This is a genomic window from Arthrobacter sp. P1_H7 (assembly GCF_056405215.1).
In genome coordinates, this window is sequence record NZ_JBFUCO010000010.1 from 192507 (window position 1) to 206956 (window position 14450).

Consider the following 14450-nt stretch of genomic DNA (forward strand, 5'->3'; position numbering starts at 1 on the left):
GAAAGGGGACGGTTGCGGGGAGGTCTAGGTGGGTCCGCCCTTTTCCGGGCGCGGGAGGGTAGCGTTCCATTATGAGTGCGCAGCAGCCTGACGATGTGTACACGCACGGCCACCACGAGTCGGTGGTCCGTGCCCATGCCTCCCGCACGGCGGAAAACTCGGCAGCGTTCGTGATCCCGCATCTCACGCCCGGGACGTCCGTCCTCGACGTCGGCTGCGGGCCGGGCAGCATCACATGCGACTTCGCGGAGCTGGTGGCACCGGGCAGGGTCACGGGCCTGGACCGCTCCCCCGACATCATCGCCCAGGCCGCGGCCCTCGCCGTCGAGCGCGGCGTGGACAATGTCGGCTTTGCCGCCGGCAACATCTACGACCTCGACTTCCCGGACGAATCCTTCGACGTCGTCCACGCCCATCAGGTCCTCCAGCACCTCACGGACCCGGTCGCGGCCCTGCGGGAGATGCGCCGGGCGGCCAAGGCCGGCGGGATCGTGGCGGTGCGCGACGCCGACTTCCACGGCATGAGCTGGTACCCGGCCATCCCCGAGCTCGACGACTGGATGGAGCTCTACCAGCGGATCGCCCGCCGCAACGGCGCCGAGCCCGACGCCGGCCGCCGGCTCGTGTCCTGGGCGCAGGCCGCCGGGTTCACGGACGTGGCGCCGTCCAGCAGCAACTGGCTCTACGCCACCGGACATGAGCGGCGCTGGCAGGCCCGGGTGTGGGGTGAGCGGGTGCTGCATTCATCCTTTGCCGACCAGGCGCTCGAGTACGGCCTGGCCAGCGAGGCGGACCTGGCCCGGATATCCGCGGGCTGGCACCGGTGGGGCTCCACCGACGACGGCTGGTTCCTGATTCCGAACGGCGAGGTCATCGCCCGGGCGTGAACGGCCGGTCCTTTTGTCCACATAAGCGCTCGTGGCCCTAGAGCTCCGAGTTCGGGAGTCATAGCGTCAAAACATGATCATCCAAGCAGGTTTTGACTTCCAGGTTCTCGCCCGCCCGTTTATCGTCCAGGACGGCAAGCTCATGCCAAAGCTGGTGGTGATGTGTGTGGACGAGGAAATGCGGTTGGACGCCGTCGAGGTCATGGCCGAAGATTTTGCTGGTTCCCTGGCGCCTTTCCACGATGCTGTCCTGGCAGCGCTGCATCCGGAATTCACCAAGTACTTTGCGATCGCCCACCCTGGGAGATTCAGCGAATACGACTTCTCGGAGCCAATCATGGATGAGGCAGCCGAATTGGAATCGAAGGCAGCAGAACGGGGCGTGCAGCTGATCGGCCACTTCGCCATCGACGAAACGGGCTATATGTCTGCCCGCGCGCACTCCTACTTCGACCAGTATCCGAGTCACGATGACCTTCCCAGAACCATGTTCCACTGGTCTCATTCGAAGCTGGGCAAGTGTGCCCGGGCGTGAACGGCGGCCATCGGTCACAGCACCGGCACAGCCTGCCGAAAGTGCAGCCATAACTCCGCGCCTGAGGCTGGGTACAGGCCGAACCCTCGGCCGGCCCGGAAGCCCGGGCCCCAGCAAAGGAGTTTCACCATGGCAAAGATCAACAAGACCACCGCGGGCATCATGCTCGCTGCGGTGATCGGCGGCGGCGCCATTGGCGCGTCGGCCATCCCCGCGATGGCTGCCGATTCCACCGGCAGCTCGTCCTCGACCCAGACCACCGACGGCTATGGCACCGGGGGCCAGCGCGGCCCGCACCAGGCCAACGGAAAGACGGAGGAGGTCCTCACCGGCGACACCGCCACGAAGGTCGAGGCGGCGGTAAAGGCCGCCCAGCCGGATGCGACGATCGAGCGGATGGAGACCGACGCCGACGGCGCCACCTACGAAGCCCACATCACGAAGGCGGACGGCACGCGCGCCACTGTCCTGCTGGATGCGAACTTCACGGTGACCGCAACCGAGGAGGGCCAGGGCGGACCCGGCGGCGGCCATGGCGGCCCCGGCGACACCGCCACGGATGGCTACACGTCCAACGGCTAACCCTTAGCGGGTCTTGGGCGCGCCCCGGGCACGCCCAAGACCATGCGCAAATTGACGGCCGGCCTTTTCTGCTCTGTAGACGGCGTGGTTGAAGACCCGTTCAAGTGGCAGTTCGACAGCTTCGACGAAGAACTGGGTGCCGGGATGGGCGAGATGATGGGCCGGATCGACACCGCGATCCTCGGCCGCGTGGGCTACCAGCAATGGGCAGAATACTGGCCCAACGCCGAAAGCGACGCCGACTTCGCCGGATTCATCAATCCGCTGCCGAAATTTGTCGCGTCCCGGACCCTGACCGGGGAGCTGGAATGGCAAAATTCGCGCCTGATCGAGGGCCCGCTGGAGGACTTCGTCGCGGACCTGAAGAACAGCGACGGCGGTGAAATAGGGATCTTCAGCAGCATTTCCTTGGTCCACCAATTGCTGTTCGCCGGGCTGCTCGACACCTTGATGCTGATCGTTCATCCCGTAATCGCGGGCAGCGGGCGGCGGCTGTTCAACGACGGCGATCCCCTCACCCGGCTGGAGCTGCAGCGGTCCCAGCAGACCAGCAAAGGCAACATGATTCTCAGCTACGGCCTCCGCGGCGACTGACTCCCGTCATCAAACCGGGCCGGCCACGGCCGGGACCGTAAACTTACCTGGTGCAACCTTCCCTTTGGCTCGCCCTGGCCGGCGCCGGCGTCCTGATCAGCTTCACTCCCGGCGCGGGCGCCATCAACACCATGAGCAACTCCCTGAACTCGGGATTCCGCCGGTCCCTCTGGGGCATCCTGGGCCAGCAGGCCGCCCTCGTGGTGCACATCCTGATCGTGGCCCTCGGCGTCGGGGTGCTCGTGGCGAGCTCACCGGTTGCCTTCAACGTGATCCGCTACGCCGGCGCCGCCTACCTGGTCTACCTGGGCATCCGGCAGTTCCTGCACAAGCCCGACCTGGACCAGGAGAAGGCCGCCGCCCTGCGCAACGAGCCGGGCCTGTCCATGTTCCGCCGTGGCCTCTGGGTCAATCTGCTCAACCCCAAAGCCGTGGTCTTCTTCCTGGCCTTCATGCCGCAGTTCATCCGCCCGGAGCAGCCGCTGCTGCCGCAGTACGTGGTCCTGGCTGTCACCGTGATCGTGATCGACGTCCTGGTCATGTGGTTCTTCTTCGCGGCAGCGGCCAGGTCCTTCCAGCGCTTCACCCACGACGCCCGTGGGCATAAGGTCCTGAACCGGACGTTTGGCGGGCTCTTCGTCGGCGTCGGCGTCCTGCTGGCCGCAATTCACTAAGCGCCGCGGCCGCCGGCGTCCCGGCACCGGCGGAACGGTCAGCGGGCCGGTTCTGAACGGGCGGGTCCTCCCAGGCGGCGCGGACTACCAGTTCCTCCGCGGCCCCACCTGACGGAACTGGACGCCCGGTACGTTCTGGAAACTGACGACGGCCACCGGATCTTCGTGCACAACACCGCTCTCCGGCACGGCCCGGGACATCGAGCTGCTGAACTCGGGTGCCGCCGTCGACCCTTCACGGATCTATTTCCGATGCTGGCCCCGGCTCACCACCGCATCCCCCGCCCTGGCTGAGCACTCGCCTCATGCTCGGGACGGGCGTTCGGCAGCCCGGCCGGGTGGTCATCAGGATCTTCACGGTGGATTAGCGGGCATCCGGCAACGAAAGAAGCCGTATGCCCGAATGCCCCCTTCGTGCCGGGCTGCGTCCGTCCGGGGGCACTTTGCGGGCAATATTCGACGCCGGCACCTTGGGCGGCGGCGTGTCCGCGCCAAAGTGCCCCCGGACCGCAGCCGGGTCCCGGGCTGCGTGCTGGGCCATGTAGCAGGCTGGGGCTTCCCCGCTCCCCCGTCAGACGTGGCCGGACGTGAGCTTCCGCAGATCAGCCTTCCGGATCTTGCCGCTCGCGGTCCGGGGCATCTCCTCCACGAAGACCACGGATTTGGGGATCTTGTACCGCGCCAGCCGGCCCTCCAGGTGGGAGCGCAGCTGCTCTTCCGTGAGCCGGGCCCCGTCCCGCAGCAGCACCACGGCGCGCGGCACCTCGCCCCACTTCTCGTCCGGCACGCCGATCACAGCGACGCTTCCGACGGCGTCGAGCTCGGCGATCGCCTGCTCCACCTCGGCCGGGTAGATATTCTCCCCGCCGGAGATGATCATGTCCTTGAGCCGGTCGGAGATGAACACGAAGCCGTCCGGGTCCTTGTAGCCCATGTCACCGGACTTGAACCAGCCGTCCCCTGTGTAGGAGTCCGCGGAGGCCTCGGGCCGGTTCCAGTACTGGTGGATGACGTTGGGACCCTTGATCTGGATCTCCCCCACCGTTCCGGGCGCAGCGGGCCCGGACGCCGGGTCGAGGGGATCGGCCACACGGACATCGGTGAAGAAATGCGGCAGTCCGGAGGACCCGGCCTTGTCCCGGGACCGGGCCGCCGGCAGCGTCGTGGCGCCCGGGGCCGTCTCGGTCATGCCGTAGCCGTTGGAGAAGCGCAGCCCGCGGCGTTCGTAGGCTTCCAGGACCCGCACCGGCACCGCGGACCCGCCGCACGTCAGTTTGTTCAACGAACTCAGGTCCGTGGCGTCCCAGTCCGGGTGCTCGCAGAGCATCTGGTAGGTGGTAGGCACCCCGCTGATGGTGGTTGCGCGGTGCTGCTGGATCAGCTCGAGCGTCCGGCGGGGATCGAACTTGGCCTCCAGGACCACGGTGCCGCCTTTGAGGAGCGTGGGCAGGACACCCATGTCCAGGGAGGCGACGTGGAACATCGGGGAGATCATGAGGGCCACGTCGGTGGAGGCGAAGTCGAAGTCGACGAGCACGTTGATGCAGTTCCACGTGATGTTGCCGTGGGTCAGGAGCGCGCCTTTGGGGTTTCCGGTGGTTCCGGAGGTGTAGAGGATCATGGCGCCGTCGTCCAGGCCCACGGGCTCGTCCGGCGCCAGCGCCGCGCCGGAGGCGATCACGGCCTCAAACGCCTCCACGGCGCTTCCCCGGCCAGCACCGCCGCCGTCGGGCACTGTTTTGGCTGGCGCTGGTGCTGTCGAATCGTCGACGACGATCCGCGACCCCACACAGGTCTCCACCGAGCCGTGTTCCGCGAGCACCGCGAGCGCCGCCGAGTGGACCAGCACGACCGCGCCGCTGTCCCGGAGCTGGAACTGGATTTCGGGCGGCGCGAGCCGGGTGTTCAGTGGGACGAAGACCGCCCCGGCCAGGCCGGCGGCGAAGAGGGTCTCCAGGAAGGAGGGATCGTTTTCGCCCAGGTAGGCCACCCTGTCGCCTTTGACTACGCCGCGGTCCCGGAGGGCGTTGGCGAGCCTGGTGGAACGTTCCGAGAGCTCAATGTAGCTGAGCTCCCGGTCCCCTGCGATCACGGCGGTCTTGGTGCCCGACTTCGGGCGGCGCCGTTGCAGCCACGAGCCGATGCCAAAATTCTCCACGGAAAATCCTTTCTACTTAGACGGTAGCGCCAGCGGGCCGGGTTAGGACCCGACAGTCTGCAGATCGTTGTTCTTGGGCTCTCGGGTCAGCAGGATGAAGACGATCGACACGACCGACATGATGGCCAGGTACCAGACCACGGCGGCGGTGTCCTGTCCGGAGTCCTTGAAGATCTGCGCCACGATGCCCGGCGTGAACCCCGCGCCGAGAAGGGTGGCGAGCTGGTAGCCCAGTGAGGCGCCGGTGTAGCGCGAGGTGGTGCCGAACTGCTCGGACACGAACGCTGCGAGCGGGCCGAACAGGGTGGAGTGGATCATGAGGCCGATTGCGAAGGCCACGAAGATCAGCCCGATGTTGTTGGAGGACAGGAGCTGGAACATCGGCGTGAGGTAAAGGATGAAGAGCACCAGGCCGCCGATCATGACGGGCCGCCGGCCCAGCTTGTCGGAGAGCCGGCCGCCCATGATCACGAAGGCGATGGACACGAAGGAGGCTGCCGCGAAGGCGTAGAGCACGCCCTGCCGGTCCGCACCCTTGGACACGGCGTAGGTCACGGAGAACGTGGCCAGCACCACCTGGAGCGCAAACCCGGCCGCGCCGGCCAGCATGGTGAAGATCAGGGTCTTGGGCCGGCGCAGGACCTGCAGGAGGGGAATCTCGCGGCGCGCCGGCGCACTGCCCGGCACCGTCCGCCCGGTGTTGTCCCGTTCGGCCTGTTCCCGCTCGGCTTGCTCTTGTTCCAGGGCCGCCTTGAAGATGGGGCTTTCGGAGACCTTGAGCCGGACGAACATGCCGATGCCCAGGAGGACGAAGGACAGCAGGAAGGGTACGCGCCAGCCCCAGGCCAGGAACTGCTCGTTGGGCAGGGCCGCGAACGCGCCCATGACCAGGGTGCCCAGCACCGCTCCGGTGGGGGCGCCGGCGTTGACGAACGAGGCCGCGAAGCCGCGCTTGCCCGATTCGGAGTGTTCAAGCGCCATGAGGGCGGCGCCGCCCCACTCCCCGCCCACGGCAATGCCCTGGCAGACGCGAAGGATCACCAGCATCACGGCGCCCCAGGCTCCGGCCACCGCGGCGCCGGGCACCAGCCCGATCAGGGTGGAGGCGATGCCCATGACCAGCATCGAGACAATCAGCATGTTCTTGCGTCCAAGCCTGTCGCCGAAGTGGCCGAATATGATGCCGCCGAGGGGCCGCGCCACATAGCCGGCGGCGAATGTCCCGTACGCGGCCACCACCCCCACCCACTCGTCCGCGCCGGAGAAGAACACCTTGGGAAAGACCACGGCGGCGGCCGTTGCATAGAGCAGGAAGTCGTAATACTCGATGGTGCTGCCGAGATAGCTGGAGGCAATGACGGTCCGTGCTTCACGGCGACGCGTACCCGCGTCCATGGCCTGCAACTGCGAAATTTGGGACATCGTTGTTCCTTATGGCAGAAGGGATGGTGAAGGGGCTGTGGCGGTTTACTTGTAGAAGCGGGCGAGGAACTCGGCCACGACGGCGGGGCGTTCCTGGCCTTCGATCTCGATCGTGTTGGCCACCTTGATCTGGGCGCCGCCCTTGACCTCGGTGACCTCTGCAATGGTGGCCCGCATGCGGATGCGCGCACCCACCTTGACCGGGGAGGTGAAACGGACCTTGTCGAGGCCGTAGTTGACCTTGGTGGTGACGCCGTCGACGTCGAACAGCTCGCCCCAGAAGGGGATGATGAGCGAGAGGGTGAGGAAGCCGTGGGCGATCGGGGCGCCGAAGGGGCCGTCCTTGGCCCGTTCCGGGTCCACGTGGATCCACTGGTCATCGCCCGTGGCATCGGCGAATTTGTTGATCTGCTCCTGGGTGATTTCGCGGTAGTCGGTGACACCGAGATCGGTGCCGGCGAGGGTAAGCAGTTTGTCGAAGTCGACGACGAGGTTGGGCATCTTTGGCTCCTGGAGTAGTTGGGTTGGGTTGTACGACGACGGCGGCGCGCCGTAGTCAGTGGGTGAGAGGCGTCATTGGGTGAAGGCGCTGTGGCCAGTGAGGGCCCGGCCGACGATCAGGGCATTGATCTCATGGGTGCCCTCGTAGGAGTAGACGGCCTCGGCATCGGCGTGGAACCGGGCGACGTCGGTGTCCAGCGTGATCCCGTTGCCGCCCACCACTTCGCGGGCCAGTGCGACGGTCTCGCGCATCAGCAAGGACGTCTGCATCTTGGCCAGGGCCGAGTCCTGGTCCCGGTAGATGCCCTTCTCCTGCTGCTCGGTCAGCCGGACCACCAGGGACAGCGCCGAGGTGACGTTCCCGAGCATCCGGGCCAGCTTTTCCTGGACAAGCTGGAAGGACGCGAGCGGGCGGCCGAACTGCTGCCGCCCGGTGACATACTTCAGCGCCGCCTCAAAGGCCCCGGCCGCGATGCCCGTGGCGATCCACGCGACGTCCGAGCGCATGGCCCGCAGCATCGCGGCCACGTCCCGGAACGAGTTCACGTTGTGGAGCCGCCGGGATTCCGGCACCCGGACGGCGTCGAGCGTGATGTGGGCATTCTGCATCATCCGCAGGGCCGTCTTGCCGTGGATCTTCGCCAGGGTCACGCCCGCGGCCTCACGGTCCACGAGGAAGGCCTTGACCTGCCCGTCGGCCGTGTCGCGGGCGAACACGGCCAGGACGTCGGCCGTTGCCGCGCCGCCGATCCAGCGCTTTTCGCCGTCCAGGACCCAGGTGCCGCCGTCCGGGCCACCCTCACGGCCCTTTTCCCTGCGGGCAGTGGTGGACAGGCCGCCGGCGATGTCCGAGCCGGACTCGGGTTCGGTCAGCGAAAAGACGCCCTTGAGTGAGAAGTCGATGACCCCGGGCATCCACTCGGCCTGCTGTTCCGCGGAGGCCCCGACCCGGATGGCGGTCCGGAACAGTCCGGCCTGGGCCGTGTACCAGGTGGCCAGCGAGGCGTCCGTGCGGGCGAGTTCGAAGATCCGGAACCCCTGGTAGATGCCCCGGGCCGGTGTCTGACCCGCACCCGGGGAGCCGGTCAGTTCCGCCGGTTCCATGAGGTCCAGATCGATCAGCGGCCGGGCGAGCTGGTCCGGGAACTCGCCACGCTCCCAGTAGTCGGCCAGGAGCGGGCGGGCCTGGGTGTCCAGGAACTCCCGCAGCCGACCCAGCACCCTCCGCTCCCCGCCGGTGAGGAGGGACTCGGCGTCGTAGTAGTCGCAGACGCTGTAGAGGCGCGTCTGCGCTGTTTTCTGGGGCGCGGTTTCAACGCTCACCTCAGCCACCGAGCCCGAGCAAGCGGATGGCGTTGTCCTTGAGGATCTTGGGCCGGACCTCGTCCTTCAGCGGCAGGTCCGCGAAGGCGCCCAGCCATTTCTGCGGGGTGATGAGCGGGAAGTCGGTGCCGAACAGCACCTTGTCCTGCAGCACCGAGTTGGCCATCCGGACCAGGGACTCCGGGAAGTACTTCGGGGACCAGCCGGAGAGGTCGATGAACACGTTGGACTTGTGCGTGGCGATCGAATTCGCCTCGTCCTGCCACGGCACCGAGGGGTGGGCCATGATGATCTGCAGCTCCGGGAAGTCCGCGGCCACGGCGTCAAGCAGGAGCGGGTTGGAGTAGGCCAGCTTGATGCCGTACCCGCCGGGGAGCCCGGCCCCCATGCCGTTCTGTCCCGTGTGGAAGATGGCCGGCAGACCCAAGTCCTGCAGTGTTTCCCAGAGCGGGTAGAACTGCTCGTTTGAGGGGTCGAAGCCCTGCAGGCTCGGGTGGAACTTGAACCCGCGCGCGCCGAGGTCGATCGCCTGGTGCTTGGCACCCTGGATGGCGTCGGCACCGGTGCGGGGGTCCACGCTCCCGAAGGGGATCAGGACGTCGTTGTTTCGCGCCGCCCCTGCAATGAGTTCCGGGATGCTGTTGGGCTCGTGCTTGAGCTGGGTCCGGGCGTCGACTGTGAAGACGACGGCGGCCATGTTCAGCTCGCGGTAGATCTCGGCGATCCGGTCCAGCGACGGGCTGCGGTCCTCGGCCTTGAAGTACTTGGCGGAGGCCTCGGTCAGCGCCGCCGGAAGGGACTCATGGCCGTGGCCGTCCACTTCGAGGTGGACGTGCATGTCGATCGCATCGAGTGAGGCGGCGTCGATGCCGAGTTCGTAGCGCTGCGCGGACATGTCAGCGAACCTCCGCCGGTTCGGGCTGCAGTTCCGCCGGCAGCGGCAGGAAGTCCTCGCCTACACTTTGCAGCTTGTCCCCGAAGAGCGCGCCGAAGTCGTCGACGAGATCCTGGTAGCCCCAGCCGCCCTCGCGGTATTCGGTGGCGGCGGCCTCGGGGTGGGTCCAGAGCTGCAGCCGGTCACCGCCCGCGCCGATGGCCTGGCCGGTGACGCCGGCGGCAGCGTCGGAGGCGAGGAAGGCCACCAGTCCGGCGACGTCGTCGGCCTTTCCAAAGCCGAGGTCGTGGCGGAAGAAGGCCGGCATGGCCTCGCCGCGCTCGTCGGCCTCGACGGCCTCGACGGCCTTCTGGAAGTACGGGACGGTCTTGGTCATGGCGGTGGCGGCCACGGGAATGACGGCGTTGGCGGTGACGCCGGCTTTCTTCATTTCCAGCGCCCAGGTGCGGACCATGCCCACGATTCCGGCCTTCGCGGCGGCGTAGTTGGTCTGGCCGAAGTTGCCGCGCTGGCCGGTCGGGGAGCCGATGGTGATGATGCGGCCGGCAATGCCGTGCTCCTTGAAGTAGCCGAAGGCCTCCCGTGCACAGGTGAAGGTGCCGCGCAGGTGGACGTTGATCACGGCGTCGAAGTCCTCGTCTGTCATCTTCAGCAGGCTCTTGTCCCGCAGGATGCCGGCGTTGGTGACCAGAATGTCCAGCCGACCAAACTCCGTGACGGCTGCCTGCACGAGCTGCTTGGCGACGTCGGAGCTGCCCACCGGGGCAACGACGGCGGCTGCGCGGCCGCCGTCGGACTGAATCGTCCGGACGGCGTCTGCGGCGACCTCGGCGTCCACATCGTTGACGACGACGGCGGCGCCCTGCCGGGCCAGTTCCCGGGCGTAGGCCAGGCCGAGGCCCCGGCCGCTTCCGGTGACGATTGCTACTTTTCCTGACAGGCTCATTGCCGCTCCTTTGCTAGCTGCCGTGTGCATCCGTCCTTGCGGCATGGGATGCTGTTCTGCATCCATGAAAATATGGATAGTTGAAAAAGTCAATGATTTATTTTTGGGACTATTGGAGTTGGGCATGCCGACCGAAGCAGACGAACAGCTGGACATCGCGCCGACCGAGAAGCTTGTGGCGGCGACCATCAGCCAGGACGCGGGCTTCCTGCTGGCCAAACTCCACGCCTCCGGCTCGGTCCTGAACAACCGCGCGCTGGCCGACTATGGCCTCAAGGAGCGCTCCTATTCGGTGCTGGCCCTGGCCAACAGCGAACTGGAGCCCACCCAGCGCGAGATGGCAGAATTCCTCAGCCTGGACCCCAGCCAGATCGTCGCTCTGATTGACGAGCTCGAGAAGCGCGGGCTGGTGATCCGCGCGCCCGGAAAGCAGGATCGTCGCGCCAAGATCGTCTCGGCGACCGCCGAAGGGGCAGCCGTCTTCCGGCAGGCCGAGGCTGCGGCGCGGGAAGCGGAATCCACAGCGCTGGCCGGCCTTAACGGCACCGAAATCGCGGCCCTCAAAGGACTGCTGCGCAAGGCGCTGTGGGGAACCGGCGGCCTGAATGCGGGCCAGCGTGGCATGGCCGCGGAATAGCCGCGGGAAATGGAGAAGGAGGAACCGTGACCGTTCGGAGCGCCGGCATTCTCCTGTACCGGCTATGGAGTGCACTCCCGCCCGGCGGGGCGCCCCAGTCGGGCAGCACACCGCAGCTTGAGGTCTGGATAGCCCACATGGGCGGACCGTTCTGGGCCCGCAAGGACGCCCACGGCTGGTCCATCCCCAAAGGTGAATACGTCACCGACGAGGACCCGCTGGCGGCCGCGCACCGCGAGTTCGCGGAGGAAATCGGTACGCCGGCACCCGCCGCCGAGTACCGCCGGCTCGGCGACTTCCGCCAGCCCTCCGGCAAGATCATCACGGTCTTCACGGCCGAAGCGGACTTTCAGCCCGAACGAATCGTGAGCAACACCTTCGAGCTGGAGTGGCCGAGGGGATCCGGTGCGGTCAGCAGCTTCCCCGAGATCGACCGCGCCGAATGGACCGCCGAGCCCGCAGCCCGGTCCAGGCTGGTCAAGGGCCAGCTGCCCGTCCTCGACGCGCTGGTCCGGCACCTTGGGCTGGACCCGGCCGCACCCGAGCCCGGGGCATGACAATGACTAAAAATCGGTTGACACTTTTTGTCATACATCGCGGCGGTCAGCTAGCCAAGAGGGCCCGGATCGTTCATGCTTAGCTATGACCTCAATGTCGAGCCAGTACCGGATCATCGCGGTCTGCACCGGAAACATCTGCCGGTCGCCGATGGCCGAACTCATGCTGGCGGAGGCATTCCGGGCCGAGCGCCTGACCGGGGCCGTGATCGATTCCGCCGGCACCACCGCCTATGAGGCCGGCCGGCCCGTCGATCCCCGGGCCGCGCGCAAACTCACGGCTCAGAACATCGCTTCGGACCGCCACGTGGCGCGCGAATGGCGGCCCGAATGGTTCGCCAGCCGGGAGCTGATCCTGGCCCTCGACGTCGACCACTACGGCTGGCTCCGGCAGGCAGCACCGGACCGGGAATCCTTGGCCAAGATCCGCATGCTCCGCAGCTTCGACCCCGCCGTGGCGGACAAGGACCCGCTGGAGCAGGGCATCGAGGACCCGTGGTACGGCGGCCACACCGACTTCGACACCACCTGGAACCTCATCCGGGCCTCCCTTCCGGGGATTGTGCAGCACGTGCGCACCGAACTTGAGCGGCAGGGCGGGCAACATCACGGCAGTGACCGACCCAATGCACAGCAGCCGGTACGCTCTATTTCATGAGCCCCGCACCCGTCATCATCGCAATCGACGGGCGCTCCGGCTCCGGCAAGACCACCCTGGCCATCGAACTGGCGGCGCGGCTGAGGGAGCATCACAAGGTCTCGCTCTTCCACCTTGAGGACATCTATCCCGGCTGGAACGGGCTGGCGGCGGGCATCGAACGCTACGTCACCACCGTGCTTTCACCCTTGCGGCGCGGGGAGAATGCAGAATGGGTCAGCTGGGACTGGGAACGGCACTACGACGGCGAGGCCCGCACCACACGCCCGGCCGAAATCGTCCTGGTGGAGGGCGTCGGCGCCGCCGCGGCGGCCGCAGCGCCCCTGCTGGACGCCGTGATCTGGGCGGACTCCTCCGACGCGGACCGCCGGGCCCGGGCATTGGCCCGGGACGGCGATACCTACGAACCGTTTTGGGACCAGTGGGCTGCCCAGGAAGCGGAGTGGCTGGCGGCCGATGACGTCCCGGCGCGCGCGGATGTGCACGTGCTCAACCTGGCGGACGGCACCGCCCCGGACGACGTCCTGCAGGCCCTTCAGTACCTTCCCGCCGTCGCCCCGGCCCTACTGCCCGAACTCGCCGCCCGGCGCGGGCTGCAATTGCTGGCAGAACGGATCCAGGCCCAGCCCGAGCCCGCGCAACTGTTTGCGGCGCTCTTTGGCGGTTCAACCAACGCCGTGTGGCTCGACTCCTCCCTGGACCCGGCAGGCCTGGCCCCGGAGGCTGCGGAGCGCAGCCGCTTCAGCATCCTGGCCGACGACGGCGGCCGCTTCGGCCAGGCCGTCCAGCACAGCTCCGGACGGACCCGCGTCAGTACGGGCCAGGCCACCGTGACCACCGATGGGCCGTTCTTCCGCTGGCTCGACGGCGCATGGGGCCGCCGCGCGCTCCGTGCACCCGAGGCCTACCCGTGCGAGTTCACCCTGGGCTGGCTCGGGTACCTCGGCTATGAGCTCAAACGCGAAACCGGCGGCAACGACGTCACCGCCGCCACCCCGGACGCGTGCCTGATCTTCGCCGGCCGCGCCGTGGTCCTTGACCACGCCGAGGGCACAGCCTGGCTGCTGACCCTGGACGCACCCGACGCCGGGGACTGGCTTGAAACGGCCCGCACGGCCGTCACCGCGGCCGCGTCGGCGCCCGGGGCCGCGCCCGCTGCCCCGGCCCAGCGTGTCAGTGCCCCGCAGCCCGCCGCCCCGCGCTTCGCCGCCCGGGACACGGAAGCCGGCTACAAGGCCAAAGTCACCGAGGCCCAGCGTGAGATCGCGGAAGGAAACACCTACGAGGTCTGCCTGACCACGGTGCTCACGGCTGCCCCGCCGGCGGGGCCCCAGGGCATGGATCCGTGGCCGGCCTACCTGGACCTGCGGCGCCGCAACCCGGCCCCCTTCGCCAGCTTTCTGCGGTTCGGCGATCTCGCCGTGGCAAGCACGTCGCCGGAGCGGTTCCTGCAGATTGCCGCGGACGGCAGGATGCGGGCAGAGCCGATCAAGGGCACCCGCCGCCGCGATCCGGAACCGGGGACGGATGCCGCCCTGCGGGAGGAGCTGGAATCGTCGGCCAAGGACCGCGCGGAAAACATCATGATCGTGGACTTGCTGCGCAACGACCTCAGCCACTTCGCCGTCCCGGGTTCGGTGGCCGTCAGCCGGCTGTGCGCGATCGAGAGCTACGCCACCGTGCACCAAATGGTGAGCACCATCGATGCCCGGCTTCGGCCCGGGATGCCGCGGGCCGAGGCCGTCGCGGCCTGCTTCCCCGCCGGTTCGATGACCGGCGCCCCCAAGGTCAGCACCATGGCCATCCTGGACCGGCTGGAGGCCGCGCCGCGCGGCGTGTACTCCGGGGCGATCGGCTACTTCTCCCTGAACGGGGCCGCCGACCTCGCCGTGGCAATCCGGACCCTCGTGGTCAGGGCCCTCGGCGAGGATACCGCGGAACTGAGCCTCGGCGTCGGCGGTGCCGTCACCGCCGACTCGACCCCGCAGGAGGAGTACGAGGAAATCCGGACCAAGGCGTTCGGCGTCCTCTCGGCGCTCGGCGCCGAGTTTCCCCACGGCTGAGTCGGCTCTCCCGCTGGT

17 protein-coding genes are annotated in these 14450 nt (G+C 67.8%); 11 read left to right on the forward strand and 6 right to left on the reverse strand.

The genetic code is table 11. The annotated features are described in order from the left end of the window. The first annotated feature begins 71 nt into the window (after positions 1-71). The 7 genes from AC1DXI_RS11785 (at position 72) to AC1DXI_RS11815 (ending at position 3566) form a co-directional block, all read left to right on the forward strand. On the forward strand, positions 72-887 hold the full coding sequence (locus tag AC1DXI_RS11785) for a methyltransferase domain-containing protein (RefSeq protein WP_476938775.1): 816 nt from the start codon (positions 72-74) through the stop codon (positions 885-887). A 73-nt stretch (positions 888-960) separates the two neighbouring features. Continuing rightward, positions 961-1422: a hypothetical protein gene (locus AC1DXI_RS11790; protein WP_476938776.1), complete on the forward strand. Its 462-nt coding sequence runs from the start codon at positions 961-963 to the stop codon at positions 1420-1422. Positions 1423-1551: 129 nt separating this feature from the next. Beyond that, positions 1552-2004, forward strand: coding sequence for a hypothetical protein (locus AC1DXI_RS11795; protein ID WP_476938777.1), 453 nt, complete (start codon positions 1552-1554; stop codon positions 2002-2004). Positions 2005-2046: 42 nt separating this feature from the next. Continuing rightward, positions 2047-2598 carry a dihydrofolate reductase family protein gene (locus AC1DXI_RS11800; RefSeq protein ID WP_476938778.1) on the forward strand — a complete coding sequence of 184 codons (552 nt, stop codon included), beginning with the start codon at positions 2047-2049 and terminating at the stop codon, positions 2596-2598. 50 nt (positions 2599-2648) lie between these two features. Further along, entirely contained in the window at positions 2649-3272 is a 624-nt protein-coding gene (locus tag AC1DXI_RS11805; RefSeq protein WP_476938779.1) for a LysE family transporter, read from the forward strand. Beyond that, positions 3223-3384, forward strand: a complete 162-nt coding sequence (locus AC1DXI_RS11810; protein ID WP_476938780.1) for a DUF3237 family protein — start codon at positions 3223-3225, stop codon at positions 3382-3384. The genes AC1DXI_RS11805 and AC1DXI_RS11810 overlap by 50 nt, the downstream gene beginning before the upstream one ends. A 47-nt stretch (positions 3385-3431) precedes the next feature. Further along, on the forward strand, positions 3432-3566 hold the full coding sequence (locus AC1DXI_RS11815) for a hypothetical protein (protein ID WP_476938840.1): 135 nt from the start codon (positions 3432-3434) through the stop codon (positions 3564-3566). A 277-nt stretch (positions 3567-3843) separates the two neighbouring features. Here the strand turns inward: AC1DXI_RS11815 and AC1DXI_RS11820 are convergent, their stop codons facing one another. The 6 genes from AC1DXI_RS11820 to AC1DXI_RS11845 all read right to left on the reverse strand — a co-directional run bounded on the left by AC1DXI_RS11820 (position 3844) and on the right by AC1DXI_RS11845 (position 10517). Further along, positions 3844-5430: an acyl-CoA synthetase gene (locus AC1DXI_RS11820; protein WP_476938781.1), complete on the reverse strand. Its 1587-nt coding sequence runs from the start codon at positions 5428-5430 to the stop codon at positions 3844-3846. A 42-nt stretch (positions 5431-5472) separates the two neighbouring features. Continuing rightward, on the reverse strand, positions 5473-6852 hold the full coding sequence (locus tag AC1DXI_RS11825; protein ID WP_476938782.1) for an MFS transporter: 1380 nt from the start codon (positions 6850-6852) through the stop codon (positions 5473-5475). Positions 6853-6897: 45 nt separating this feature from the next. Next, positions 6898-7353 carry a MaoC family dehydratase gene (locus tag AC1DXI_RS11830; RefSeq protein ID WP_476938783.1) on the reverse strand — a complete coding sequence of 152 codons (456 nt, stop codon included), beginning with the start codon at positions 7351-7353 and terminating at the stop codon, positions 6898-6900. A gap of 72 nt (positions 7354-7425) precedes the next feature. After that, positions 7426-8685, reverse strand: a complete 1260-nt coding sequence (locus tag AC1DXI_RS11835) for an acyl-CoA dehydrogenase family protein (protein WP_476938784.1) — start codon at positions 8683-8685, stop codon at positions 7426-7428. Beyond that, on the reverse strand, positions 8678-9571 hold the full coding sequence (locus tag AC1DXI_RS11840; RefSeq protein ID WP_476938785.1) for an amidohydrolase family protein: 894 nt from the start codon (positions 9569-9571) through the stop codon (positions 8678-8680). The genes AC1DXI_RS11835 and AC1DXI_RS11840 overlap by 8 nt, the downstream gene beginning before the upstream one ends. A 1-nt stretch (position 9572) precedes the next feature. Beyond that, complete coding sequence (locus AC1DXI_RS11845) at positions 9573-10517, reverse strand: SDR family NAD(P)-dependent oxidoreductase (protein ID WP_476938786.1); 945 nt, start codon at positions 10515-10517, stop codon at positions 9573-9575. A 124-nt stretch (positions 10518-10641) separates the two neighbouring features. On the opposite strand from AC1DXI_RS11845, the gene AC1DXI_RS11850 reads away from it, so the two are divergent. From AC1DXI_RS11850 to pabB, 4 genes are all read left to right on the forward strand, one after another. Beyond that, entirely contained in the window at positions 10642-11154 is a 513-nt protein-coding gene (locus AC1DXI_RS11850) for a MarR family winged helix-turn-helix transcriptional regulator (protein ID WP_476938787.1), read from the forward strand. A 26-nt stretch (positions 11155-11180) separates the two neighbouring features. Next, on the forward strand, positions 11181-11711 hold the full coding sequence (locus AC1DXI_RS11855) for an NUDIX hydrolase (protein WP_476938788.1): 531 nt from the start codon (positions 11181-11183) through the stop codon (positions 11709-11711). Positions 11712-11796: 85 nt separating this feature from the next. After that, positions 11797-12369, forward strand: a complete 573-nt coding sequence (locus AC1DXI_RS11860; protein ID WP_476938789.1) for a low molecular weight protein-tyrosine-phosphatase — start codon at positions 11797-11799, stop codon at positions 12367-12369. Further along, complete coding sequence (gene pabB / locus AC1DXI_RS11865) at positions 12366-14432, forward strand: aminodeoxychorismate synthase component I (RefSeq protein WP_476938790.1); 2067 nt, start codon at positions 12366-12368, stop codon at positions 14430-14432. Before AC1DXI_RS11860 ends, pabB begins: the two co-directional genes overlap by 4 nt. The last annotated feature ends 18 nt before the right edge of the window (positions 14433-14450 follow it).